A 24648-nucleotide genomic window follows, 5' to 3' on the forward strand; every position below is an offset into this window, starting at 1 on the left:
GGGGAAGTACTCAAGAGGCTGAAGAGGCGCCCCTGCTAAGGGTGTAGGTCGGGTGACCGGCGCGAGGGTTCAAATCCCTCCTTCTCCGCCATAAATTAACGGCCCCTTGGTCAAGTGGTTAAGACACCTCCCTTTCACGGAGGTAACACGGGTTCGAGTCCCGTAGGGGTCATACAAAAAAACTGATAACAAATTGTTATCAGTTTTTTTGTATATAAATTTATAAATCGGCCCGCATTCCTTTTCCTCGTTAAAATATGCCGCTTTGGCAAGCAGCGAATGCCAAAGTAGAAATACTCCACTTAAAGCTGGTGAAATTATCAAAAAGTACTATATTGAAATATAAATAAATCGTATTTATCCCCTTGTTAAAATAATGACAACGCTTACATATCAACGTCTCCTCCGAATTTTAGACTTCTCTCTAATTAAAATTAAATAATTTTTTAAAGCTCTTTTTAAAAAAATAATATAAAGAACTTTATATATTTTTGTCGACTACTGTTAGATATTTTGTTGATTGATGACGAAACCTGTTGGTTTATAGCCTTAATTAGCATCTAACATCGGTTGTTGTCAGAAAAGAGAAAAAAGTATTTCGAGGAATATTCACGAATAGGATTTATAATTGGTCTTTGAAATACATATTTTCATTGGGGATGAGGAGAGCCATGGCAGTGAATACATTATTTCCGACAGATTATCAGCTGCATCTATTTCATGAAGGAAATTTGTTTAAAAGTCATCAACTTTTTGGCGCTCATATCTTTAAGAATTCCGACAAAGTATATACTCGATTTTGCGTATGGGCCCCTAATGCCCAGCAGGTAAGGCTTGCAGGGGATTTTAATAACTGGAATGGTGAAGGATATGATTTGCAAAAGGTTAATGATGAGGGAGTATGGATTATTGTTGTCAATCAAGATCTAGAAGGAAGATTTTATAAGTATGAAATTTTCTCACAATCTGGGGATAAGCTTCTCAAAGCTGACCCGTTCGCTTTTTATTCAGAATTAAGGCCGAATACGGCCTCCGTTGTTTATTCATTAAACAATTATGACTGGAAGGACGATCAATGGTTGAATCGGAGGGGAAAAAAGAATCCCCTATCTGAGCCGGAGGTTATTTATGAAGTGCACCTTGGTTCGTGGAAAAAGAAACAAAATGGTGATTATTTAAGCTATAAAGAATTGGCTGCTGAGCTTATCCCTTATGTACTGGAGCATGGTTTTACACAAATTGAATTATTGCCGCTTGTCGAGCACCCGCTCGATGACTCATGGGGATATCAAGGCACCGGCTATTTTTCGGTAACTTCCAGGTATGGCACACCCGATGATTTTAGATATTTTGTAGATCAATTTCATCAGCAGGGTATCGGTGTCATTCTTGATTGGGTTCCCGGTCATTATTGCAAGGATGCGCATGGACTTTATCGCTTTGATGGAGATCATCTTTATTCCTATAGCCATGAGAATGATAGAGAAAATGTCGTATGGGGAACAGCCAATTTTGATTTAGGAAAAGGCGAGGTACAAAGCTTTCTTATTTCCAATGCACTATTTTGGATGGACTATTTCCATATTGATGGATTTAGGATGGATGCCGTGGCAAACATCATTTATTGGCCGAATGCATTTGAAAGGAAACGCGAAAATCCTTTTGGAATTGAGTTTTTGAAAAAGTTAAATAAGGAAATCCACGAATATCAGCCAGACTTTTTAATGATTGGTGAGGATTCTACCGATTTCCCAAACGTAACAGCCCCGGTTTGCTATGGGGGCCTAGGCTTCGATTACAAATGGAATATGGGCTGGATGAATGACATGCTTGAATATATGGAAACCCCGTCCTACGCAAGGTCGCAGGTTCATTCAAAGGTCACCTTTTCTCTTTTATACACCTTTTTAGAAAACTTTATGCTGCCCTTTTCCCACGATGAAGTTGTTCATGGGAAAAAATCGCTACTAGATAAGATGCCAGGGGACTATTGGGAAAAGTTTGCTCAGCTAAGGCTTTTGCTTGGTTATATGTTTGCCCACCCTGGAAAAAAGTTATTATTTATGGGCTTTGAATTTGGTCAGTTTTCAGAATGGAAGGATAAGGAACAGCTTGATTGGAACTTACTGGACTATGAGATGCACCAAAAATTAAATGCGTATGTAAAAGTATTAATGAAAGTGTATAAACGCTCCAAACCACTTTACGAATTGGATCATTTGCAGGATGGATTTGAATGGATTGATGCCAACAACAATGAGCAATCAATTTTCTCTTTTATGCGAAAAGGAAAAAAAGAAGGGGAGACGTTGGTGGTGATTTCAAACTTTACTGGTGTTAGCTACCCGGTCTACAAGATTGGTGTTCCAAATCCAGGTGAGTATCGAGAAATTCTTACTAGTGATCTTAAAGAATACGGCGGGACCGGATTGATTAATAAAAAAGTTATTTTTGCTTTAGAGGAACCATTTCATGGCCAGCCATTTTCAATAGAATTAACCATTCCCCCGTTTGGGTTTCAAATCATCAGGCAAGTTAAAAAACGAAAGGAGAGAAAAGGAAATGGGAAAGAAAAAGTGCGTAGCCATGCTGTTAGCAGGAGGGAAAGGAAGTAGGCTTAACTCGCTGACAAGAGATCTTGCGAAACCAGCTGTTCCTTTCGGTGGGAAATACAGAATTATCGATTTTGCCTTAAGTAATTGCGCCAATTCCGGCATCGATACTGTCGGTGTTTTAACACAATACCAGCCATTACTGTTAAACTCTTATATTGGAATTGGAAGTGCCTGGGACCTTGACCGTAAGGATGGCGGGGTAACTGTTTTACCGCCATATGCGGAATCATCCGAAGTAAAGTGGTATACAGGAACGGCCAGTGCGATTTATCAAAATCTCAATTATCTCAAACAATACCAGCCGGATTATGTGTTAATCCTGTCTGGTGATCATATTTACAAAATGAATTACGAGAGTATGCTCGAGTATCATATTGAAAAAAGGGCAGATGTGACAATTTCCTTAATTGAGGTGCCATGGGTCGAAGCGAGCCGCTTTGGGATCATGAATACCGATGAAGATTTGAGAATAGTAGAATTCGAGGAAAAGCCGGCCAATCCGAAGAACAATCTTGCTTCGATGGGCATCTATATTTTTAACTGGAATATACTTAAGGAATATTTAGAAATGGATGACAGAAATCCTGAATCTAGTCATGATTTTGGTAAAGATGTAATTCCAGCGCTATTAGAGGAAAATAAGAAATTATTTGCCTATCCATTTAAAGGATATTGGAAAGATGTCGGAACCGTCCAAAGCCTATGGGAAGCGAACATGGATTTATTAAGAGAAGAATGCGATTTAGACTTATTTGATCATGGATGGAGGATTTATTCTGTCAATCCGAATCAGCCGCCACAATATATTTCTTCTCATGCGATTGTTAAAGAGTCGCTAATTAACGAGGGCTGTACGATTGAGGGGGAAGTCGATAATTCGGTTCTATTTCAAGGGGTTACCATTGGAAAGGGATCGATTATTAAAGAGTCGGTCATTATGCCGGATGCCGTCATTGGCAGTAATTGTTTGATTGAGAGGGCTATTGTTCCATTTGATGTGAGAGTGCCGGACGGGACAGTTATTCGTTCGTTTGATGATGAGATTATTCTAGTAACGGAAGAAATGTTAAGCGGGTTATATCCTGCTTTTTAATACTATTGGGGGGACTCTGATTGAAAAGAAAGCTTTTAGGTGTCATTGATGCCACAACATACCATGATGATTTGGAAGATTTATTAACGCATCGCTCACTTGCAGCACTGCCTTTTGGGGGACGGTACCGTATTATTGATTTTGTCTTATCCAACATGGTGAATTCAGGAATTCGGAGCGTGGCTATTTTTCCAAAAATGCAATATCGCTCACTAATGGATCATTTAGGGTCAGGGAAAAACTGGGATTTAAATCGAAAGCAGGATGGACTTTTCTTTTTCCCATCCCCGATTGTGGATAATGATAAGAATAAAATTGGTTCATTTGAGCATTTTGCTGTAAATTTAGACTTTTTTTATCGTAGTACACAAGAGTATTCTATCATTTCTAATTGTTATACAGTTTTTAATATGAACTTCAGACCGATACTTAATTGGCATAGCAGCTCTGGCTGTGATATCACCGAACTCCATCAAACGGGTGGAGGCTCCATGGAAATGTATTTAATTAAAACTTCCTTACTTATAAAGCTCATCGAAACAAGGAATGAAACAGGGTATACATGTATGAAGGATGTTGTTAACGATTTGAATAGTCTATATAACGTTTGCCACTATGAGTATGATGGATATGCCGTGATGATTGATTCTATTGAAAACTATTTTTCTACCAGTATGAATTTATTAAAGTCTGATGTTTGGAAAAGGCTATTTTTAAAAGAACAGCCGATCCTTACGAAAGTGAAGGATGAACCGCCTACGAAATACGTAAAAGGGTCGAGTGTCAAAAATGCCATGATTGCTAATGGTTGTATTATTGGAGGCACGGTGGAAAACAGTATTGTTTCCCGCGGTGTAAAGATTGGAAAAGGTGCAGTCATTAAGAACTGTATCATCATGCAAAAGTGCCATATTGATGATAATTGCTATTTAGATTCGGTTATTTTAGATAAAGATGTAAAGGTTGAAGCTGGAACACATTTAACTGGAACAGCCCTTTCCCCGTATGTGATTCGTAAAGGAACGAAACAAGGAGCGTTGATGAACTCGTGAAAGTATTATTTGCCGTTTCAGAATGTGGTCCATTTGCAAAATCAGGGGGGCTTGCCGATGTTGCAGGTTCCCTTCCAAAAGAATTAAAGAGCCTAGGAACTGATGTCAGGGTGATTCTTCCGAAGCACGGAACCATTGCAGAGGATTATAAAAGGGAAATGAAAAAAGTAAAAGAATTTACTGTTCCGGTTGGCTGGAGAAATCAATATTGCGGAATTGAGGAGCTTAATTATCAAGGAGTTACCTTTTATTTTGTCGATAATGAATACTATTTTAAACGGGAACATTTATACGGATATTTTGACGATGGTGAAAGATTTGCTTATTTTAATAGGGCCGTATTGGAAGCACTGACCCAGCTAGATTTCTTCCCAGATGTATTGCACTGTCATGACTGGCATACCGCGATGATTCCATTTCTTCTACGGACAGAATATTACAAGCGAAAAGGTTATGGGCTAATGCGGACAGTATTTACGATTCATAATCTCCAGTTCCAAGGGGTTTTTCCGAAAGAGGTGTTGGGAGATTTGTTAGGAGTGGATTACCATTCCTTTCATTCCGGCTCCTTAGAGTTTTTTGGGAATGTTAATTTTATGAAGGGCGCCCTAGTAGCAGCCGACAAAATCACGACGGTAAGCCCGACCTATAAAGAAGAAATTCAAACCTCTGTTTACGGTGAAAAACTTGATGGTCTTCTAAGGGAAAGAAACGAGGATCTAATCGGGATTTTAAATGGAATTGATGAAGACTTTTATAATCCAACAACCGACCCATTGATTTATCAAACCTATACAGTCGATAATCTTCAAAAAAAGGCAATAAATAAAAGCGAGATTCAAAAAAAATTTGGCTTACCGCAAAGCTCGGATACGCCGTTGCTTGTGATGATTTCTAGGCTGACAAAGCAAAAGGGACTTGATTTAGTTAAATGTGTCCTCCGTGATATTTTGCAGGAGGACCTGCAGATAATTATTCTCGGAACCGGAGATTACGAGTACGAGGAACATTTACGACATGCTGCCCGTATTTATCCGGAGAAGTTAAAGGTTCATACCGGTTTTAATGAAGAGTTGGCCCATAATCTTTATGCAGCGGCGGACTTGTTCTTAATGCCGTCGCATTTTGAACCATGCGGGCTTGGACAGTTAATTGCCATGAAATATGGGGCAATCCCGATTGTTCGCGAAACGGGCGGCTTAAATGATACGGTAAACACATGGAATGAATTTACGGGAGAAGGAAACGGCTTTTCCTTCGAACATTTTAATGCCCATGACATGCTCTATACCATCCGAAGAGCACTACGTTTTTATCATAAGCCAAGTACATGGCGATCGATTGTCATGCAGGCGATGGAAATGGATTATAGCTGGGCCCAGTCCGCATTTAGCTATAACCAGCTGTATGCTGAGCTAATCGTAAGGAGTGAAACCCATGTTTTCTAGTACATCTGAATTTAAGGAAACCTTTTTAAAAAGGCTTGAGATGTCATGCGGGAGGAGTTTTTCGGAAAGCACGCCGAGGGATCATTATCAAACCCTTGGCAATATGATTCGCGAATTTGTCAGTAATGATTGGATTACCACAAATGAAAAATATCTAGCGGCAAAGGAAAAGCAGGTTTATTATCTCTCAATTGAATATTTATTGGGGAAATTATTAAGGCAAAATTTAATTAACTTAGGTGTAGAAGAAATGGTGCAATCAGGTCTTCAGGAACTGGGGATTGATTTAAGCGAACTGGAGGATTTAGAGGCGGATGCGGGTTTAGGAAACGGCGGCTTAGGAAGATTAGCCGCCTGTTTTTTAGACTCGCTTGCATCTTTGAACCTTCCGGGTCATGGTCACGGCATCCGCTATAAGCATGGCTTATTTGAACAAAAAATTGTTGATGGCTACCAGGTTGAGCTGCCGGAGCAATGGCTGCGAAGCGGCAATGTTTGGGAAATCCGCAAAACAGATAGTGCCGTGAAAATTCCCTTTTGGGGTAAGGTGGAAGCAAAGCAGGAAAATGGCCGTCTCGTCTTTCGTCATCTGAATGCCGAAACCGTTACTGCAGTACCTCATGATATGCCAGTCCTAGGATATCAGACAAAAACTGTCAATACGTTAAGACTCTGGAATGCCGAGCCTTCCCAATTCCCAATTCATCAGGATTTGTTAACATATAAACGGGAAACAGAATCGATTTCCGAGTTTTTATACCCCGACGATACCCATGATGAGGGCAAGATTCTAAGACTAAAGCAGCAATACTTTTTAGTCTCAGCCAGTATTCAATCCATTTTAAAAACGTATCGAAAACAGTATCCCAGCTTGAAACAATTGCATGAACATGTTTGTATTCACATTAATGATACACATCCTGTCCTGGCCATTCCGGAGTTGATGAGAATTCTGATTGATGACGAGGGATTTGATTGGGAGCAGGCATGGCAAATTACGAAAAATACCATTTCGTATACAAATCATACAACCCTTTCAGAGGCACTGGAAAAATGGCAGATTCATATTTTCCGCCCGTTACTTCCGAGGATCTATATGATTGTCGAAGAAATCAATGAACGGTTTTGCCAAGAGCTTTGGGAGCAGACTCCGGGTAATTGGGAGCGGATAAGGGGACTAGCCATACTTGCAGATGACTATGTGAAAATGGCTCATTTGGCTATTGTCGGCAGCTTTAGTGTGAATGGCGTAGCTAAGCTGCATACGGATATTCTAAAGAAGCGGGAAATGAAGCCTTTTTATCAACTGTTTCCAGAGAAATTTAATAATAAAACGAATGGGATTGCCTACCGCCGTTGGCTGTTGAAAGCAAATCCAAAATTATCTGCCCTGATTACTGACTCTATTGGATCTGCTTGGACACATTCGGCCACAGATCTGACCAAGTTACTTAACTATCAAAACGATACCCCGTTTTTAGAGCAATTGTTTAAAATAAAAAAAGAAAACAAACAACGCCTTGCTAAGATTATTTTCGATAAGACTGGTGTAGCAGTTGACACGGGTTCAATTTTTGATGTGCAGGTGAAGCGTCTTCACGCGTATAAGCGGCAGCTCTTGAATGTTTTACATATAATGCACTTGTATAACCGAGTGAAGGAAGATTCATGTTTTTCGATGGTCCCAAGGGTGTTTATTTTTGGAGCAAAAGCCTCCCCAGGTTATTATTATGCAAAAAAAATTATCAAATTAATTAATACGGTGGCTGAAAAAATAAATAATGACCCAAAAGTAGGGGACAAAATCAAAGTCATCTTTCTTGAGAACTATCGTGTTTCTCTCGCGGAAAATATCTTTCCGGCAACAGATGTGAGTGAACAAATTTCTACAGCGAGTAAAGAGGCGTCCGGAACAGGGAACATGAAATTTATGATCAATGGTGCATTAACTGTTGGCACGTTAGATGGAGCAAATATTGAGATTCATGATTTGGTCGGGGATGCCAATATATTTACGTTTGGACTGAATTCAGACGAAGTGCTCAACTATTATCAGCATGGCGGTTACCAATCCGATGAATATTATCATCATGATTATCGAATTCGCCAGGCGGTCGATCAGCTTATCAACGGATTTTTCCCAGATGTTCAAAACGAATTTGAGCCGATTTTTGATTCCCTGTTAGAGGAAAACGACCAATATTTTGTTTTGAAGGATTTTGCCTCCTACACAGACATCCATCGTTCCATTGGAGAGGCCTACACAGATCGATTGCGATGGCAGAAAATGAGCTTAATAAATATCGCCCATGCTGGCTTTTTTTCAAGCGACCGTACCATTAAGGAATACGCGGATGATATTTGGGGGATTAAACCATTATAAAGCGGGCGCTGGAGCTAGGCAGTTCTCAAAGTTCAATATTTTTCTTATCTAAATTAAAAAAGCTTCTGCTAAATTATAGCAGAAGCTTTTTGCTTATGAAAAGAAGTGTCCGATGAAAATTCCAATGGCTAGTAAAAATCCAAAAATCGTATTGGTTTGTGCTGTCGCTATCATTGCTGGTGCCATTTGAATCGGTACATTATTTTTAATAAATCCTTTTGTCGCCTTGATCGCCTTTGGAGCGCTTAGAATCACGATGGCCGTCCAGAATGGCGCAATTTCACTGAAGATGAGCCCCAAAATCCAAAGGTAAGAAAAGGTAAACATTCCAGCTAATAAATAAATGGCCTTTGTTTTTCCAAGGAGAATAGCAACCGTTTTACGTCCATTCTCTTTATCACCATCAAGATCGCGGATGTTATTGGATAACATAATCATACCAACCAAAACCATGCTGGGAACGGACACGAGAATGCTTGTGCCATCCACTGTTCCCGTTTGGATGAAGACGGAGATTAAAATAATCAGCATCCCCATAAAAAATCCGGAAAAGAGTTCACCAAATGGTGTATAAGCAATCGGATAGGGACCGCCGGTATAAAAATAACCGACTGCCATACAAATAAGACCAACTACGGCTAACCACCAGCTGCTATTTGCACAAATATAAACACCTAATAATAAGGCAATTCCGTAAAAGCCGAAGGCAAGATTGATCACCGTTTTTGGTTTGATACCATCGCGGACAATTGTTCCGCCAATTCCGACTGAATGTTCCGTATCAAGCCCGCGTTTGTAATCGAAGTATTCGTTAAACATATTGGTTGCTGCTTGAATTAACATACTGGCAATAAGCATGGCTATAAAAAGGCTAATATGAATCTTTCCATTTTTAAGAGCCAATGCGGTACCAAGCAATACAGGTACAAACGATGCTGTTAATGTATGGGGACGGGTCATTTTCCACCAAACTTGAAAGCCGCGGTTTGATTCGACGACAGGTTTCGAATTTTGCTGTAGATCTGGCTGCATACGTTTCTCTCCCTTTTTAAATTTTTTCTCTCTATAGTAAAGGTTAATTTCATACACTTAAGGTTCTTGCCCAACCATAAGTGTATGAAATTCCAGTAATAGTGTCAATTAAATTTTGCTTTCAAAACTAGAAGATAATGCCTTCTTGATTATTATTGGATGGTTAGTGGAAAAATGAAAATAATTGAAAAAGCTGTTTTCACCAAAATGGTGAAAAGTTGATATATAATAAGGAATGGTAACAGGTTTAGTAGTGACAAGTATTATTGACTTCTTTACAATGGGAGTAGTATCTTAAAAAAGGTTTAAGTATGAATGGATAACAGTCATTTCGGCTGTTTTGGAGGGATTTGTTTGGTTACCATTCAAGAAACAGAAATAAAGGAAAGGGGTCTTTTGGCTGTAAAACGTGCAAAAGAACTCGGCCGGCCCATTTTAATTAGTGAGGTTCATCAAATGGACACCATTAATCCTTTATCATTTTTTAACGCAGGAAAAGATTGTTATCGGGGGGAACGATTTTTCTGGAGGGATCCATCAGACGAGATCGTCCTTATTGGACTAGGGATTTCTAAACAAATTCAGTCGGATCAGGCTACTGACCGCTTTTTTCATGTTGAAAATGAGTGGGGGGACTTTTTAAAAGACAGCCTAATTTTTAATACATATACAGAAGTTGGTATTGGGCCTGTCCTATTCGGTGGATTTACCTTTGATCCTTTAAAGGAAAAAACGGATCTTTGGTCTAAATATGCGGATTCTTTATTCCATTTACCCAAATATTTATTAAGCATCATTAAGGGGAAGACTTATTTAACAACGAATACCACTTATACTCCTAATGATGATTATTCCTTATTAGGGAAGGTGATTGAAGAGAGAAACCAAATAGTAAACTCGCTCAAAGACTTCAAGCGGGTGACTCCTTCCACACTTTTGCAAACAAGAGAAATTGCACCTGAAAAGTGGAAAAAGAGTGTCGATGAGGTTGTGAAAGAATTAACAGATAGCCCCTTAAAGAAGGTTGTCCTTGCCCGTGAACTTCGGCTTGAGTTTAACGGTCAGGTGGAAGCTGAGGATGTACTAGAAAATTTGTATAAACAGCAGCAGGAAAGCTTCATTTTCGCCTTTGAATCGAATGGGGATTGCTTTATTGGGGCATCGCCAGAGAGACTTGTTAAAAAACAAGGTAATGAGGTATTTTCTACTTGTCTTGCTGGCTCTATTTCACGAGGGAAAACCGCCGAGGAAGATCGGATGTTAGGTCAAACATTATTGAATGATCAAAAAAATCTGATTGAACACGGGTTTGTTGTGGAAATGATTAAGGAAGCCTTGGAAGAATCATGTGAGGAAATTATTTTGCCTGACAAACCGCAGTTAATGACGATTAGGGATATTCAGCATCTGTATACACCAGTCATCGGAAAATGCCATAAAGATTCGTCCTTGCTGCTCTTGGTTGAAAGGCTTCATCCGACTCCGGCGCTGGGCGGACTGCCTAAAAATGCGGCTGTAGAAAAAATAAGACAGGTGGAAGAACTTGATCGCGGTTTTTATGCTGCGCCATTAGGCTGGGTCGATTATCGGCAGAATGGTGAATTTGCCGTCTCAATTCGCTCTGGGCTTCTCCAGGGTGATGAGGTATCGTTGTTTGCTGGATGCGGAATCGTTGCCGATTCGGATTCAGAGAGTGAATATTTGGAGACAAGCTTGAAGTTTAGACCTATGCTTCGAGCCCTTGGGGGAGAATAACATGAATCATCAGGAATCCTTAACAGCGTATATTGCTGCCTTTGTTGCAGAACTTCTATCTTCAGGTGTAACCGATGTTGTGGTTAGCCCTGGTTCAAGATCTACCCCGATGGCGATGGTAATGGCAGAACACCCAACATTAAAAGTCCATATTCACGTGGATGAACGTTCTGCGGCTTTTTTTGCCTTAGGAATTGCTAAGGCCTCTAACAGGCCTGTTGCCATTCTTTGTACTTCAGGAACGGCAGCGGCGAATTACTTTCCTGCCATTGTCGAAGCACGCTATGCACGTGTCCCATTAATCGTCCTGACGGCAGACAGGCCCCATGAACTGCGGGAAGTGGGAGCACCACAAGCGATTGATCAAATTCATTTATACGGCCGGCAGGTCAAGTGGTTTGCGGAAATGGCTTTGCCTGAGAATAGTCAGGAAATTATTCGTTATGCCCGAACCGTATGTGCCCGGGCAGCAGCGATTGCTACTGAAGCCCCAAAAGGTCCCGTCCATTTGAATTTCCCATTCCGTGAACCGCTCATCCCAAAGTTGGATGATGAGCTCTTCCAGCTACAGGAACGGCCGAAAGGATATGTAAAGATCCATAACGGGGATTTAACCATTGATAATATACAATTGAAAGAGATCGCCGGAAGGATAAGTGGGAAAGAAAAAGGCATTATTGTGTGCGGAAACATTGCCGATGAGCAATTTGCTGATGCCGTGACGCTTCTTTCAAAGGCATTAGACTTTCCTATCTTAGCGGATCCATTATCACAATTAAGAAGTGGCAAACATAGTCAGGAAAATATCATTGAATCCTACGATACCTTTTTAAGGAATGAAGACGCCAAATCTTACCTTAAACCAGATGTTATTTTACGATTTGGGGCGATGCCGATATCGAAAGCGTTAACAATATTCTTAAAAGAAAATGCTGATGCTGATCAATTTGTGGTCGATGGGGGCGGAGGCTGGCGCGATCCAGCCGCACTATCAACTGACATGATTTTTTGCAATGAAACGATATTTTGTGAGAAGCTGTTGACCTTTATAGACAGCAAACCTTCATCTGGATTTTTAGAGGATTGGAAAAAGGTTAACAAGCTTTCAAAGGAAAATATGACCCCTGTTCGAGATGTCACGGAATTAAGTGAAGGCAGGCTGTTTTATCAATTAGCCGATATGCTCCCCGTAGGAGCCACCCTTTTTGTCGGAAATAGCATGCCGATTCGTGACTTGGATAGCTTTTTCCTAAACAATGATAAAGAAATTAAGGTAATGGCTAACAGAGGGGCCAATGGCATTGATGGGACTGTTTCGACTGCTTTGGGTGCTGCTCTATATTCTAAATCCGTCTACCTGGTCCTTGGGGACTTAACCTTCTTCCATGATTTAAATGGTTTGATTGCGGCTAAGCTTTACGATATAGATATTCATATTATTCTTGTGAATAATAATGGCGGCGGAATCTTTTCCTTTCTACCACAATCCGAGCATCCCAAAAATTTTGAACTCCTGTTCGGTACACCATTAAACATTGAATTTGAGCATGCCGTTCGGATGTTTAATGGGAAATTTACAAAAATAAAAAATTGGGATCACTTGGCCTTAGAAATGAATGAGACCATTGATAATCCAGGGATCACAGTTTTCGAAGTGGCGACAAATAGAGAGGGAAATCGGGATGAGCACCGCGAATTTTGGCGTTCAGTTTCCCAGGAAATATCAAATTTTGTCAAAGGTTTGCGGTAATGGTTGTCAATATTGACGGGATTCATTATCATGTCGAAGTGTGCGGTGACGGGGTATTCCCACTGGTCCTCTTACACGGTTTTACTGGAGATGCCTCCACTTGGTTACCGTTCTATGACAACTGGGGTAAGCATTTCAAGCTGATTGTTCCAGATATTATTGGACACGGGAAGACAGAGTCCTCTGATCAGATTAATCGTTATCAAATAGAATCGGCGGCCAGTGACTTAAAAAGAATTCTTGATGTCATGGGTGTGGATAAGGTCCATCTGCTTGGTTATTCAATGGGAGGCAGGCTTGCGCTAACCTTTACCCTTCTTTTTCCGGAAAGAGTGCGAAGTTTAATCTTAGAAAGTGCATCACCAGGGCTTTCAACAGAAAAAGAAAGGGAACTCCGCCGTATGAAGGACGCGGAACTTGCTCAATTTATTAATGAAAAAGGGATAAGTTCGTTCGTTGATTATTGGGAGGGGATTCCCCTCTTTTCTACAATGAAACGTCTGCCTGCCACGTTGAAGAAGAAAATCAGGGATCAACGGTTAAGCAATTCGGCGGCAGGTCTCTATTATAGTTTACTTGGAATGGGGACTGGTTCACAGCCTTCCTGGTGGGGAGCCCCTTTGGAACAGCTAACCTGTGAAGTGTTATTATTAACGGGTGGCGAAGATAAGAAGTTCTGTGATATTGCAGAAAACATGTTGAGAGAACTAAAAAATGCCACTTGGATTGTCATTGAAAATAGTGGTCATGCAATTCATGTGGAAGAACCAGAAAAGTTTGGTACAATAGTAAGTGACTTTTTAATAGATAAATAAGGAGGCTTTCATTTTGACAGTAGAATGGATTGCAGGACGTAAATACGAAGAAATTTTATATGAAACATATAACGGAATTGCGAAAATCACAATTAATCGCCCGCAAGTACATAATGCATTTACACCGAGAACAGTTATGGAATTGATTGACGCTTTCTCATATGCACGTGATGATTCAAATGTTGGTGTTATTGTGTTAACTGGTGCCGGAGATAAGGCATTTTGTTCTGGCGGCGACCAAAGTGTTCGCGGTCATGGCGGCTATGTGGGTGAGGACCAAATCCCTCGTTTGAATGTTCTTGATCTGCAGCGTTTAATTCGTGTAATTCCAAAGCCAGTTATTGCAATGGTTAAGGGTTATGCGATTGGCGGCGGCCACGTTCTTCATATAGTTTGTGATTTGACGATTGCCGCGGATAATGCTGTGTTTGGACAAACAGGTCCAAAGGTTGGCAGTTTTGATGCAGGTTATGGCTCTGGCTATCTTGCAAGAATTGTTGGCCATAAAAAGGCACGTGAAATTTGGTTCTTATGCCGCCAATACGGTGCCCAAGAAGCGCTTGATATGGGCTTAGTTAACACGGTTGTTCCTCTTGAAAAAGTAGAAGAGGAAACCCTCCAATGGTGTGAAGAAATTCTTGAGAAGAGCCCGACTGCGCTTCGTTTCTTGAAGGCGGCAATGAATGCTGATACGGACGGCTTAGCCGGTCTTCAGCAATTAGCTGGTGATGCGACACTACTTTACTATACAACAGAAGAAGCAAAAGAAGGCCGTGATTCCTTTAAGGAAAAACGCAAGCCTGATTTCGGCCAATTCCCGCGTTTCCCTTGATTTTCAAGTCTAAAAAACAGCTTGGTGGCTTCCATCAGGCTGTTTTTATATAAAAAGAAGGTGACAAGATGCTAAACGAAACAATGCCCAATTTTTTAAAGAAGCGTGCTTTTCTAACTCCTGAACGGACTGCCGTTTATTTTCGGGAGCAGACGCTAACATTTAAACAGCTTTATGATTACTCTCTAAAAGCAGCAGGGCAGTTTCAAGTCCTTGGTGTCAAAAAAGATCAATTTGTAGGTGTATTATTAAAAAATCACATCGATACGGTAGTGATTTTGTTTGCACTCCAGCTTTTAGGAGTTAAAGCTGTTATTTTGAATAATCGTTTGACTCCAGCAGAATTAGTTTGGCAATTGAAAGATTCCACAACGGACTTGCTGATTCTTGAAGACTCTTTTTCTGAAATCGAACAAGCCATCAAACAACAGATTTCAGCTCTGAAAACAATTACCAAGGACAGCCTCTTTAATCTGGAACCGGAATTCCCGGAAATAGCGGAAGAAATCAGTCTTTCTGATATTTGCACCATCATGTATACGTCGGGCACAACTGGCAACCCAAAAGGTGTCATGCAAACATTTGGCAACCACTGGTGGAGTTCGGTAGGTTCAGCATTAAATTTAGGTTTTTCTGATGGAGATTGCTGGCTTTGTTCCGTTCCATTGTTCCACATTAGTGGTTTCTCTATTTTAATGCGCAGTGTCATCTATGGGATGCCTATCGTGGTTCACGAACATTTTGATGCGGAACGGACGATTGAGGATATTGCAGAAAAAAACGTTACCATCATGTCAGTGGTTGGAACTATGCTTACCGGTATAGTTGAAACTCTTGAGGATAGACGACTTCCAGACTATTTCCGCTGTATGCTTCTAGGTGGAGGTCCCGCACCATTACCCTTATTACAAACGTGTGTGGAGAAAAGCATTCCTGTCTTTCAAACCTATGGAATGACGGAAACATCTTCGCAGATTGTTACTCTTTCCCCTGAATACAGTCTGAACAAACTTGGTTCAGCGGGAAAGCCATTATTTCCATCAGAAATTAGAATTGAACAAGATAATCGAAGTATTGCTGATGCGGGACAAGCAGGGGAAATTGTGGTCAAAGGACCAAATGTTACCGCAGGTTATTTATTTCGTCCCGAAGCAACGTCTGAAAAGATTCAAAATGGCTGGCTTTACACCGGGGATATTGGCTACCTTGATGGGGAAGGATTTTTATACGTCCTCGACCGTCGCTCTGACTTGATCATTTCAGGTGGAGAAAACATTTACCCTGCCGAAGTCGAATCGGTCCTATTGGCGCATCCCATGGTTGCTGATGCAGGTGTAACAGGCCTTGATGATGTGAAATGGGGTCAAGTGCCGATTGCTTTTATTGTAAAAAGAGAGGGTACTACTGTTTCGGTGGAAGAGCTTAAGCAATTTTGCTTGGAACGGCTCGCAAAATACAAAGTACCGAAGGAATTTTATTTTACAGAAAAGCTTCCGAGGAATGCTGCTAAGAAACTTCTACGTAGAAAACTTCGTGACGGGGTAATAGGATTATGATAAAGATTTCAACCGTTGAGCTCTATGTCATTCAAATGCCGTTAAAGTCCCCGTTTCTAACCCATCTAGGTGCTGTTAAAGACCGTGAAGGGATTATTGTTAAGGTTACCAACACGGATGGTCTCACAGGGTTTGGCGAGGGGGTAGCTTTTTCAACGCCGTGGTACACGGAAGAAACGGTCGAAACTTGTTTACATATGTTAAAGAACTTTCTAATCCCATTGCTGCAGAAACATCCAATTGAACACCCTGGGGAGTTATCAGTCCTTTTTAAATCAATCAAAAGAAACAATATGGCAAAGGCGGCCATAGAAACGGCACTGTGGGATTTATTTGCGAAGAGCCATTTAGAGCCCTTGTCAAAAATAATTGGCGGCACAAGGGCTGTAATTGCCTCAGGAGTGGTGGTAGCAACCGATTCAACAGCGAAAGCGCTGCAGCAAATTGAAAACTATCTTGTGGATGGATATCAACGAATCAAAGTCAAAATTAATCCAAAACAGGATTACTCTTTTCTCTCAGAAATTCGCAAGATTTACCCTGACCTGCCGATTATGGCTGATGCTAATTCCGCCTATTCATTAAAAGATATAGACCGATTAAAAGCATTAGATGAATTAAATTTGCTGATGATTGAGCAGCCGCTCGCACATGACGATATCATCGAACATGCTGTGCTCCAAAAAGAAATTCGCACCCCTATTTGCCTGGATGAGAGTATCGTCAGTTTTGATGATGCCCGGAAGGCAATCGAGATAGGAAGCTGTCAGGTAATAAATATTAAGATGGGCCGGGTGGGCGGACTGCATGAGGCAATAAAAATACATGATTATTGCTTTGAAAGAGGTATTCCGGTCTGGTGCGGGGGAATGATTGAATTCGGGATTTCCCGCGCCCATAATATTGCTCTCGCATCATTGCCAGGTTTTTCGATTCCAGGAGATATCTCCGCATCCAGCCGATTTTGGGATGAAGACATTATTTCACCTGAAGTGACGGTTGAAAATGGGGTAATTACCGTACCAAAGTACCCAGGGATTGGGTTTGAAATAAATGAAAAAAGACTTCAGGAGACACTTCTTTCCAAAAAGTCATTTTTCTTTTAATAAAAAAATGGACCAGGTAAAGTAGAATTACTGGTCCATTTATATTTATCTATAGATCACTTGCTTCAAAAGTTTGACAATCGGTCTCTTTACTTGTATCAGCCGTATCACCTGTGTGGCTGACAACGTAGATTTTATCCGCGCTGCATTTGTTGCCTTTAGCCCAATACGAACAGTTATTTACTTCACACAGGACATCTTGTGCCATAAGTATCACTCCTTAAAGTTTCGGTAATACAGTTATAGCATTTGATGATTTGGCCGCAGGTATGCCTGTATGTGACAGGGAGGGAAGGTAGTGTTCTGGCAATAAACCAAAATATTTCAAGACTAATTATTTAAGGCTGTTTTTAAGGTATCGAGATTTTTATTCATTAATGAAAAATAGGTTTCTTTATTGTTAATATTATCTTTGGATAGAATAGCCAGATTATGAATTGGCAAGGCCCTCGCACCAATCTCCTTTTGGACAATTTCGCCTAGTTTTGATTGGACATTTTGTTCGAACAGAATATAGTGTAAGCCATCTTGGTCGGCGATTGAAATGATTTTTTCAAGCTCTTTTTGTGTCGGTTCATTCGTCGTCGAAAGTCCTGAGATGCTGATTTGTTCGATTCCATACCGTTGTTCCCAATAACCAAAGGCGGCGTGAGTAACGATAAATTTTTTATGCTTCGCAGTCGTAATGGTTTGCTCATATTTCGTATTTAGTTCATCTAATTCTCCTGCAAGCTTTTGATAATTCTTATTGAAAAGTTCTTTGTTTTTCGGCATCTTCTTTGCTAATCCATCCCGAATAACGGCGGCCATTTCCTTTGAATATATCGGATCAAGCCATACATGCGGGTTAACATCGCTATGCTGATGATCTCCATCTTCTTCATCATGAGGATTGCTGACTTTTGGGAGCTTAAGCCCCTCGGCAGCGGGTACCAGCGTTACATTTTCGTTTTTCAGTGTTCCTTTTGTTTTCTCTACAAATCCCTCAAGTCCTAAACCGATGTAGAAAAATAAGTCTGAATCGGCCAAGTTCATCATATCTTTTTGGGATGGTTCAAATGTATGTTCATCTGCACCAGGTGGATATATCGTTTTTACGTCTACATATTTTCCGCCAATCTGTTCAGCAAAATATTGTAGGGGGAATACGGTTGTATAGATTGTTAGCTGATCCTTTTTTTTGTGTGATTGCTCATTACTATTTGAACAAGCGGATAAAATAAGGCTTAAAGGTAACAAAATAGAAAGGAATAAAACAATTTTTTTCATAGGGACTCCTTTAATTTATAATAAATCGTATTAATTACGATTTGTTATCGAAAATTTTTTTGAATTCCGAAAAGATATAAGTTCATAATACGGAACGGTTCCGATTTCCATTAGTATCTTACAAAAAAAATCAGCTAAATGCAAGTAAAAAATTTGTTTAATGGATTGTCTTTTATGTATGCTTAAAAGGAAAGGGTGGATAAACATGAACAACTTATTGAACGAGATTTTAGACCACAATGTAAAATTTGTAGAAAATCACGAATATGAAAAGTATGAGACGACTAAATTCCCTAATAAACGAATGGTCATTCTAACTTGCATGGATACACGATTATTGGAATTATTGCCAAAAGCCCTTAACCTGGGAAATGGTGATGCAAAGCTCATTAAAGATGCCGGCGGCCTCGTTTCACACCCTTTTGGCAGTGTGATGAGAAGTATTCTGATTGCGGTTTATCAATTACAGGCACAGGAGGTATTGGTTATTGCCCATTATGATTGCGGCATGAGCGGCTTAAAAGCGGAGCCAGTGATTGAGAGTATGAAAGAACGGGGAATAACTCAAGAAACGATTGAAACACTTACATATTCCGGGATAGATATTAAACAGTGGCTTCATGGCTTTGATAATGTGAATGAAAGTGTGGAACACAGTGTCGACATCATTAAAAATCATCCATTAATGCCAAAGGGTGTTCCTGTTCATGGATTGGTCATCGACCCTAAGACAGGAAAACTTGACCTGGTTGTGGATGGCTATCAGAATTAATATTTCTCTTTTTCAGGTACAGGATCTAAGCCTCCAGGATGAAAAGGATGGCATTTTGAAATCCGTTTTATCGTAAGCCAGCCGCCTTTAAAGGCACCAAAACGTTGAATGGCTTCAAAGCCATAGTGTGAACAGGTAGGATAAAAGCGGCAGGTTGGTGGTTTTAATGGTGAGATGGCGACTTGATAAAAACGGATCATAGCTAGAAAGATTTTTTTCAACATGGACGTATCTCCTTTTCACAATTATATATAAGATATCATAGATAGAAAAATACGTCTAAATTGTTAATTCCGTGTAAGCGGATGAAGGGACTCGGAATTTATGGTATAATCCGATTAAGAAATAATAGGAGTGATATTAATGCCTTCAGTTGAAAGTTTTGATTTAGATCATAACGCTGTTAAAGCCCCTTATGTGAGGCACTGCGGTGTCCATAAGGTAGGAAGTGACGGTATTGTTAATAAATATGATATTCGTTTTTGCCAGCCTAATAAACAGGCAATGAAACCAGATGTGATTCATACATTAGAGCACTTGCTTGCTTTTAATCTCCGCAAGCATTCCGAGAAGTATGATCACTTCGATATTATTGATATTTCTCCAATGGGCTGTCAGACAGGCTACTATCTTGTTGTCAGCGGTGAACCAACAGTGGAGGAAATCATTGATCTTCTTGAGGATACAATGAAAGAAGCTGTTGAAATTGTCGAAATTCCCGCGGCAAATGAACGACAATGCGGCCAAGCAAAGCTGCATGATTTAGAAGGTGCCAAACGTCTAATGCGTTTTTGGCTTGAGCAAAGTAAAGAAGACTTAAAACAGGTATTTGCTTAATAATAAAAAAATTCCTATTCAAAGTATGAATAGGAATTTTTTTACGCCTTCTTTTGCTCTTGCTCTTGCTGGTTGTTTTCCTGGTCATTATAAGGATTATTTTCTATTGGGTCGATTGTATGCTTAATAGTGTAGGCTTTTGAGGTGGTAATGACCGCTAGCAGCAAAACAACGAAGACAATAATAATACTAACTACTAATACCGTGTACATTTTTCTCCTCCTTTACCGCTATATTGTATCATGATTTGCAATTTAATTTTATTTAATGCTTCGATTTTGGCAAAAAGAAAAAAGGAAGCAGGCTTCCTTTTGAATGTTATTATGTAAAATCAATGAATATTTCTAGGATGATAAGTACTTGTGCGATGTTGACCGTATTCCTCTTTGGCAAACTTTCCTTTTAAGCTTTCGATTAAATAAATCCCCATTAAATTGTATAGCTCCTGTTTATCCATCTCTTGAATTAAAGCTAGCAGGTCCTCATGTGACATTTCTTCTAAAAAGGCAAAGGCCAGCATGTCAATATCTTCTTCATCACCTGTAAGCTTATTTCGGTACATCTCATACAATTCATCGACTAATTTCATTGGTTACACCTCCTTTTAATTATTCAATTCCCTTATAAAGATAAAATAATCCTATCAAAGCTTTTTGTAAATTGACTGAAAAGTCTGTTTCTTTGATCGTATGTATATTATAGCGTATTCATTTCTGAAAAATGAGTCGAAATATGAAAAAGAATAAATTTTTATTATTTGTGGATTACTAAAGATTAAAAGGGGATGACATAATGGTTAATCAAAAGAAGACTTATTATGTAGATGTTGGAACAGGCGAAATTTCGCAAAGTGCGACAGGTTCATCATGGAACTATAAAATACTAGCCGATGATGGGGAAGTCGCCCAGCTCCGCGAATTATTTAATCAAAACTATTCAAATGAGATGAAAACCTTTGTTAGAGCGCATATTCCGTATCTCGAATATCATCATGACAAGCCAAATGATGCGTACGATAGCACCATTCAACAGGTGTATGGAATGCTTCATAATCTTGGTGATGAAGAAGCTAAAACTCATATTGAAAGTATGAATATATTGCCAATACAAGAATAAAAACAACGTTAAGAAAATCCTTACACTGGGATTTTCTTTTTTTTCGCTTATAATAAAAGCATAAAAAAATTGAGGCGGGTATGTATATGATACAGTTTATCGATCGTAACGGGAATAGGGTTGAACTATCTTTTTCCGAAAGGGCCTTTCATGAAGCAGCAAAACATGTCCTGGTTATATGCCAATCTGGAGATGAGTGGTTATTGACCAATCATAAACAAAGAGGTCTGGAGTTCCCTGGAGGCAAAGTGGAATCAGCAGAAACACTGGAAGAAGCGGCTAGGAGAGAAGTTTATGAGGAAACGGGTGCCATCCTTAGTGACCTTAAATATATTGCTGCCTACAAAGTCTTTGATAATACGCAGCCATTTGTAAAGGCTGTTTTTTGGGGAAAAGTAAAGAGGGTAGAGACTGCCGACACCTATTTGGAAACCAATGGACCTGTTACCGTCAAAGGGGATATTTTGCAGCTCCGGCAGAGGGCTGATTACAGCTTTATCATGAAGGACCAAGTAGTTGAGGAATGTATTAACCATATTAAACATAACCAACAACTAAACACAGAAGAATAGCGGAAATCAAAGCAATCCACTATTCTTTAACTATTTTCTTTTCCAAGAGTGCAACGAGCTGGTACATGATGGTGGCAAAGACAGCAATCACCAAAAGTGATAGGAAAACGAGTGTGAAGTTAAATACTTGAAAGCCGTAAATAATCATGTAACCAAGCCCTTTCGAGGAGACCAGGAATTCTCCAACGATGACACCGACCCATGACAGGCCGACATTCACCTTTAAGGTAGAAATAATTGTCGGAAAACTTGCAGGCAGGATCGCTTCTTTAAAGCATTGTAGGCGCGTTGCCCCGAAGGTTCGGAGCACTTTTAAATAATTCGGGTCGACCTCTTTAAATGAGGTATAAACAACGATGGTCGTAATGATGACTGAAATAATCGCACCCATAGCAATAATTGATGGATAGCCGGGACCCAAGGCGACAATTAAAATTGGACCTAGTGCAACTTTGGGCATCGAATTTAAGATAACAAGATAGGGGTCAAGAATTTTTGATACCATTGGAGACCACCAAAGAATTGCGGCTAATACCGTTCCAAGTAACGTACCAAGAATAAAGCCGAAAACGGTTTCTGTTAAGGTTACTCCTATGTTTGCGGCTAATGACCCATCTTGAAGCTTATCTAAAAGTAATAGCCATATTTTCGAAGGCGAACTGAATAGTAATGGGTCAATCCATTGTTTTTGACTAGCTAGTTCCCAGCTCGAGAAAAAGACAATAAAAATGATGGCTTGATAAGAACGTATCCATCTTCGCTCAATTTTTAAGGAGTGAACATAGGTTTGATGAAGGAGCTCCGTCCTATTCTTTTTCTGGCTCAAGAGACTCCAGCTCCTTCCAGATTGTTTGAAAGATTTTTGAATATGTTTCATGATTCCTTGTCTCAAAGGGGGACAATTTTCTTAGTTCTTCTGGAATGTGAAACGTTTTAAAGAGCCGGCCAGGACTTGGTGAAAACAAAAAGATGCGATCACTCATCGCGATGGCTTCACCAATATCGTGGGTAACAAGAATAGCTGTCTTGCCAAAATCCTTTAAGGTAAGCGAAACTAAATCCTCAAGCTTAAGCTTTGTTTGATAATCGAGAGCGGAAAAGGGCTCATCAAGCATGAGTAGTTTTGGTTCCGTTGCGAGCGTTCGGACGAGGGCTACCCGCTGCCTCATCCCGCCTGATAATTGCTTTGGCAGCTGTTTTTCTACCCCGTTTAATCCGATTTGGTTTAAAAGTTTTAAAGCAATCGACTTTGTTTTCTCATTTAATTGCTTTGATAATTTCAGTCCAATCAGGATATTTTCTTCTATCGTTTTCCAAGGAAACAAATAATCTTGCTGAAGCATATAGCCAATTTGCCTTTTGGAGGTAGATATTGGTTTATTCTCTAACAAGACGGTTCCATGTGTCGGTCTGAGCAAACTAGAAATAATCGATAACAAGGTCGTTTTTCCACAGCCACTTGGGCCGAGGAGGGAGATTAATTCCCCTTCCTCAACCTTGAATGTTATATCGGAGAGGGCCGTGGTGGCAGAGGTTTTGGTGAAATAAGTGTGATGTATATCTAGAACTTGCAGGAAGCTCATATGAACGGCCTTCCTTTCTCGTTATTTTTTGATGACCTTTTCAGCAATCTCAGTGTTTACGAGCGTTTTATGGTCTACTTTTTTTGGAAGTTCGCCTGCCTCTTTCATGATGTTCTGAAGATTGGTCCACTCTTCTTCATCAAGAATCGGGTCTGTTGCAAAAGAGCCCTGAGACTTATAGCGCTCAACCACAGTTTTCATAATTTCCGGGTCTGTATCCGGGAAATACGGTGCAACTGCTTTGGCAATTTCCTCAGCGCTGTGGGATTGAACCCACTGCTGTGCTTTGTAAATAGCCCTTGTGAATTTTTCAACCGTTGCTTTGTTTTCTTTCATATAGCTTTCTTTGGTCATAAAGGTTGTATAGGGAACATGGCCAGATTCTTTACCGAATGAAGCAACAATATGACCTTTCCCTTCTTTTTCAAAAATACTGGCTGTTGGTTCAAATAATTGAACAAATTCACCTGTTCCGGAGGCGAAGGCATTGGCAATATTAGCAAAATCGATGTTTTGAATGAGAGTTAAATCTTTATGAGAGTCGATGCCATGCTTCTTTAACACGAATTCACCAACCATTTGCGGCATGCCGCCTTTCCGCTGGCCTAAGAAGGTCTTTCCTTTTAATTGATCCCAAGAGAAATTATCAATTTTATCCCTGGCAACAAGGAATGTACCATCGGTTTGTGTTACTTGGGCAAAATTGATAACGGGGTCATTAGACCCTTGGGCGTAAACATAAATGGATGTTTCGGAGCCTACCAAAGCAACATCAATCCCACCTGAGAGCAAGGCTGTCATCGTTTTGTCACCGCCAGCCGTCGTCGTTAAGGTAACGTCTAAACCCTCAGCCTTGAAATATCCTTTTGCTAAGGCAACGTATTGAGGGGCATAGAAAATGGACCGGGTAACCTCACCGATTGTAACCTTTTGCAGCTTCTTTGTTTTATCATTGGAATCGTTGGTACAAGCGGCTACAGAAAACATAAGTAGAGCAATGAGAAGAAAGGAGAAACTGAATTTTAACCATTTTTTCATGAACGGGACCTCCCTTTTTACCGT

General features: G+C 40.1%; 24 protein-coding genes and 2 tRNA genes. 17 read left to right on the forward strand and 9 right to left on the reverse strand.

Features of this window, described 5'->3' with window-relative positions; all coding sequences use genetic code 11:
- The 7 genes from BSO02S_RS04585 (at position 1) to BSO02S_RS04615 (ending at position 8591) form a co-directional block, all read left to right on the forward strand.
- Positions 1 to 91, forward strand: a tRNA-Ser gene (locus BSO02S_RS04585).
- Between the two features lie 9 nt (positions 92 to 100).
- A tRNA-Glu gene (locus tag BSO02S_RS04590) sits at positions 101 to 172 on the forward strand.
- A gap of 499 nt (positions 173 to 671) precedes the next feature.
- Complete coding sequence (gene glgB / locus BSO02S_RS04595; protein WP_066063199.1) at positions 672 to 2615, forward strand: 1,4-alpha-glucan branching protein GlgB; 1944 nt, start codon at positions 672 to 674, stop codon at positions 2613 to 2615.
- Positions 2563 to 3708 (forward strand): glucose-1-phosphate adenylyltransferase, encoded by a 1146-nt coding sequence (locus BSO02S_RS04600; protein WP_066063202.1) that lies wholly within the window; start codon positions 2563 to 2565, stop codon positions 3706 to 3708. The genes glgB and BSO02S_RS04600 overlap by 53 nt, the downstream gene beginning before the upstream one ends.
- 20 nt (positions 3709 to 3728) lie before the next feature.
- On the forward strand, positions 3729 to 4760 hold the full coding sequence (locus BSO02S_RS04605; RefSeq protein ID WP_066063205.1) for a GlgC family sugar phosphate nucleotidyltransferase: 1032 nt from the start codon (positions 3729 to 3731) through the stop codon (positions 4758 to 4760).
- Positions 4757 to 6208 (forward strand): glycogen synthase GlgA, encoded by a 1452-nt coding sequence (gene glgA / locus BSO02S_RS04610; RefSeq protein ID WP_066063208.1) that lies wholly within the window; start codon positions 4757 to 4759, stop codon positions 6206 to 6208. Before BSO02S_RS04605 ends, glgA begins: the two co-directional genes overlap by 4 nt.
- Positions 6198 to 8591: a glycogen/starch/alpha-glucan phosphorylase gene (locus tag BSO02S_RS04615; RefSeq protein WP_066063211.1), complete on the forward strand. Its 2394-nt coding sequence runs from the start codon at positions 6198 to 6200 to the stop codon at positions 8589 to 8591. The genes glgA and BSO02S_RS04615 overlap by 11 nt, the downstream gene beginning before the upstream one ends.
- A gap of 93 nt (positions 8592 to 8684) precedes the next feature.
- Here the strand turns inward: BSO02S_RS04615 and BSO02S_RS04620 are convergent, their stop codons facing one another.
- Positions 8685 to 9623, reverse strand: a complete 939-nt coding sequence (locus tag BSO02S_RS04620) for a 1,4-dihydroxy-2-naphthoate polyprenyltransferase (protein WP_066063213.1) — start codon at positions 9621 to 9623, stop codon at positions 8685 to 8687.
- A gap of 354 nt (positions 9624 to 9977) precedes the next feature.
- Here BSO02S_RS04620 and BSO02S_RS04625 point away from each other — a divergent pair, with 354 nt between their 5' ends.
- The 6 genes from BSO02S_RS04625 to menC all read left to right on the forward strand — a co-directional run bounded on the left by BSO02S_RS04625 (position 9978) and on the right by menC (position 17437).
- Complete coding sequence (locus tag BSO02S_RS04625) at positions 9978 to 11378, forward strand: isochorismate synthase (RefSeq protein WP_066063216.1); 1401 nt, start codon at positions 9978 to 9980, stop codon at positions 11376 to 11378.
- A 1-nt stretch (position 11379) separates the two neighbouring features.
- Positions 11380 to 13128: a 2-succinyl-5-enolpyruvyl-6-hydroxy-3-cyclohexene-1-carboxylic-acid synthase gene (gene menD / locus BSO02S_RS04630; RefSeq protein WP_066063219.1), complete on the forward strand. Its 1749-nt coding sequence runs from the start codon at positions 11380 to 11382 to the stop codon at positions 13126 to 13128.
- Positions 13128 to 13943, forward strand: a complete 816-nt coding sequence (gene menH / locus BSO02S_RS04635; RefSeq protein WP_066063222.1) for a 2-succinyl-6-hydroxy-2,4-cyclohexadiene-1-carboxylate synthase — start codon at positions 13128 to 13130, stop codon at positions 13941 to 13943. Before menD ends, menH begins: the two co-directional genes overlap by 1 nt.
- Before the next feature lie 13 nt (positions 13944 to 13956).
- Entirely contained in the window at positions 13957 to 14775 is an 819-nt protein-coding gene (menB, locus tag BSO02S_RS04640) for a 1,4-dihydroxy-2-naphthoyl-CoA synthase (RefSeq protein ID WP_066063224.1), read from the forward strand.
- Positions 14776 to 14843: 68 nt separating this feature from the next.
- Positions 14844 to 16331, forward strand: coding sequence for an o-succinylbenzoate--CoA ligase (locus BSO02S_RS04645; protein WP_066063227.1), 1488 nt, complete (start codon positions 14844 to 14846; stop codon positions 16329 to 16331).
- Entirely contained in the window at positions 16328 to 17437 is a 1110-nt protein-coding gene (gene menC, locus BSO02S_RS04650) for an o-succinylbenzoate synthase (protein WP_066063230.1), read from the forward strand. The genes BSO02S_RS04645 and menC overlap by 4 nt, the downstream gene beginning before the upstream one ends.
- 49 nt (positions 17438 to 17486) lie before the next feature.
- Here menC and BSO02S_RS26130 read toward each other — a convergent pair whose 3' ends face one another.
- Together BSO02S_RS26130 and BSO02S_RS04655 are read right to left on the reverse strand one after the other, a co-directional pair.
- Positions 17487 to 17645, reverse strand: a complete 159-nt coding sequence (locus tag BSO02S_RS26130; protein WP_084374896.1) for a DUF1540 domain-containing protein — start codon at positions 17643 to 17645, stop codon at positions 17487 to 17489.
- Between the two features lie 122 nt (positions 17646 to 17767).
- Entirely contained in the window at positions 17768 to 18706 is a 939-nt protein-coding gene (locus BSO02S_RS04655; RefSeq protein WP_066063233.1) for a metal ABC transporter substrate-binding protein, read from the reverse strand.
- Between the two features lie 205 nt (positions 18707 to 18911).
- Between BSO02S_RS04655 and BSO02S_RS04660 the strand changes: the two genes are divergently transcribed.
- On the forward strand, positions 18912 to 19478 hold the full coding sequence (locus BSO02S_RS04660; protein WP_066063237.1) for a beta-class carbonic anhydrase: 567 nt from the start codon (positions 18912 to 18914) through the stop codon (positions 19476 to 19478).
- Here the strand turns inward: BSO02S_RS04660 and yidD are convergent.
- The gene (gene yidD, locus BSO02S_RS04665) at positions 19475 to 19702 is read right to left on the reverse strand and encodes a membrane protein insertion efficiency factor YidD (RefSeq protein WP_066063240.1); all 228 of its coding nucleotides are present in this window, start codon (positions 19700 to 19702) and stop codon (positions 19475 to 19477) included. The genes BSO02S_RS04660 and yidD overlap by 4 nt on opposite strands.
- Positions 19703 to 19841: 139 nt before the next feature.
- Here yidD and BSO02S_RS04670 point away from each other — a divergent pair, with 139 nt between their 5' ends.
- Complete coding sequence (locus tag BSO02S_RS04670) at positions 19842 to 20315, forward strand: S-ribosylhomocysteine lyase (RefSeq protein WP_066063243.1); 474 nt, start codon at positions 19842 to 19844, stop codon at positions 20313 to 20315.
- Positions 20316 to 20356: 41 nt separating this feature from the next.
- Here the strand turns inward: BSO02S_RS04670 and ytzI are convergent, their stop codons facing one another.
- Both ytzI and BSO02S_RS04675 read right to left on the reverse strand, forming a co-directional pair.
- Positions 20357 to 20527 carry a YtzI protein gene (gene ytzI / locus BSO02S_RS26135; protein ID WP_084374897.1) on the reverse strand — a complete coding sequence of 57 codons (171 nt, stop codon included), beginning with the start codon at positions 20525 to 20527 and terminating at the stop codon, positions 20357 to 20359.
- Positions 20528 to 20646: 119 nt separating this feature from the next.
- Entirely contained in the window at positions 20647 to 20904 is a 258-nt protein-coding gene (locus tag BSO02S_RS04675) for a DUF6154 family protein (RefSeq protein WP_066063246.1), read from the reverse strand.
- A gap of 203 nt (positions 20905 to 21107) precedes the next feature.
- Here BSO02S_RS04675 and BSO02S_RS04680 point away from each other — a divergent pair, with 203 nt between their 5' ends.
- Complete coding sequence (locus tag BSO02S_RS04680) at positions 21108 to 21431, forward strand: hydrolase (RefSeq protein ID WP_066063249.1); 324 nt, start codon at positions 21108 to 21110, stop codon at positions 21429 to 21431.
- Between the two features lie 86 nt (positions 21432 to 21517).
- Positions 21518 to 22003, forward strand: a complete 486-nt coding sequence (gene ytkD / locus BSO02S_RS04685) for an RNA deprotection pyrophosphohydrolase (RefSeq protein WP_066063252.1) — start codon at positions 21518 to 21520, stop codon at positions 22001 to 22003.
- 19 nt (positions 22004 to 22022) lie between these two features.
- On the opposite strand, the gene BSO02S_RS04690 is transcribed toward ytkD, so the two are convergent.
- From BSO02S_RS04690 to BSO02S_RS04700, 3 genes are read right to left on the reverse strand one after another with little or no spacing between them, the layout of a single operon-like run.
- Positions 22023 to 22829 (reverse strand): ABC transporter permease, encoded by an 807-nt coding sequence (locus tag BSO02S_RS04690; protein WP_066063255.1) that lies wholly within the window; start codon positions 22827 to 22829, stop codon positions 22023 to 22025.
- Positions 22810 to 23586, reverse strand: a complete 777-nt coding sequence (locus BSO02S_RS04695; RefSeq protein WP_066063258.1) for an ABC transporter ATP-binding protein — start codon at positions 23584 to 23586, stop codon at positions 22810 to 22812. Before BSO02S_RS04695 ends, BSO02S_RS04690 begins: the two co-directional genes overlap by 20 nt.
- A gap of 21 nt (positions 23587 to 23607) precedes the next feature.
- Complete coding sequence (locus tag BSO02S_RS04700; RefSeq protein ID WP_066063261.1) at positions 23608 to 24624, reverse strand: ABC transporter substrate-binding protein; 1017 nt, start codon at positions 24622 to 24624, stop codon at positions 23608 to 23610.
- Between the last annotated feature and the right edge of the window lie 24 nt (positions 24625 to 24648).

Source organism: Neobacillus soli NBRC 102451, assembly GCF_001591665.1.
Lineage (GTDB): Bacteria > Bacillota > Bacilli > Bacillales > Cytobacillaceae > Neobacillus > Neobacillus soli.

Excerpts from the sequence above, each read along its gene's own strand:
- BSO02S_RS04615 (WP_066063211.1), top strand. The coding sequence starts at position 6,198 with ATGTTTTCTAGTACATCTGAATTTAAGGAAACCTTTTTAAAAAGGCTT.
- BSO02S_RS04620 (WP_066063213.1), bottom strand. The coding sequence starts at position 9,623 with ATGCAGCCAGATCTACAGCAAAATTCGAAACCTGTCGTCGAATCAAAC.
- BSO02S_RS04645 (WP_066063227.1), top strand. The coding sequence starts at position 14,844 with ATGCTAAACGAAACAATGCCCAATTTTTTAAAGAAGCGTGCTTTTCTA.
- BSO02S_RS26130 (WP_084374896.1), bottom strand. The coding sequence starts at position 17,645 with ATGGCACAAGATGTCCTGTGTGAAGTAAATAACTGTTCGTATTGGGCT.
- BSO02S_RS04660 (WP_066063237.1), top strand. The coding sequence starts at position 18,912 with ATGAACAACTTATTGAACGAGATTTTAGACCACAATGTAAAATTTGTA.
- menH (WP_066063222.1), top strand. The coding sequence starts at position 13,128 with ATGGTTGTCAATATTGACGGGATTCATTATCATGTCGAAGTGTGCGGT.
- BSO02S_RS04655 (WP_066063233.1), bottom strand. The coding sequence starts at position 18,706 with ATGAAAAAAATTGTTTTATTCCTTTCTATTTTGTTACCTTTAAGCCTT.
- menD (WP_066063219.1), top strand. The coding sequence starts at position 11,380 with ATGAATCATCAGGAATCCTTAACAGCGTATATTGCTGCCTTTGTTGCA.
- BSO02S_RS04675 (WP_066063246.1), bottom strand. The coding sequence starts at position 20,904 with ATGAAATTAGTCGATGAATTGTATGAGATGTACCGAAATAAGCTTACA.
- yidD (WP_066063240.1), bottom strand. The coding sequence starts at position 19,702 with ATGTTGAAAAAAATCTTTCTAGCTATGATCCGTTTTTATCAAGTCGCC.
- BSO02S_RS04700 (WP_066063261.1), bottom strand. The coding sequence starts at position 24,624 with ATGAAAAAATGGTTAAAATTCAGTTTCTCCTTTCTTCTCATTGCTCTA.
- ytkD (WP_066063252.1), top strand. The coding sequence starts at position 21,518 with ATGATACAGTTTATCGATCGTAACGGGAATAGGGTTGAACTATCTTTT.
- BSO02S_RS04600 (WP_066063202.1), top strand. The coding sequence starts at position 2,563 with ATGGGAAAGAAAAAGTGCGTAGCCATGCTGTTAGCAGGAGGGAAAGGA.
- glgB (WP_066063199.1), top strand. The coding sequence starts at position 672 with ATGGCAGTGAATACATTATTTCCGACAGATTATCAGCTGCATCTATTT.
- menC (WP_066063230.1), top strand. The coding sequence starts at position 16,328 with ATGATAAAGATTTCAACCGTTGAGCTCTATGTCATTCAAATGCCGTTA.
- BSO02S_RS04680 (WP_066063249.1), top strand. The coding sequence starts at position 21,108 with ATGGTTAATCAAAAGAAGACTTATTATGTAGATGTTGGAACAGGCGAA.
- ytzI (WP_084374897.1), bottom strand. The coding sequence starts at position 20,527 with ATGTACACGGTATTAGTAGTTAGTATTATTATTGTCTTCGTTGTTTTG.
- BSO02S_RS04670 (WP_066063243.1), top strand. The coding sequence starts at position 19,842 with ATGCCTTCAGTTGAAAGTTTTGATTTAGATCATAACGCTGTTAAAGCC.
- BSO02S_RS04695 (WP_066063258.1), bottom strand. The coding sequence starts at position 23,586 with ATGAGCTTCCTGCAAGTTCTAGATATACATCACACTTATTTCACCAAA.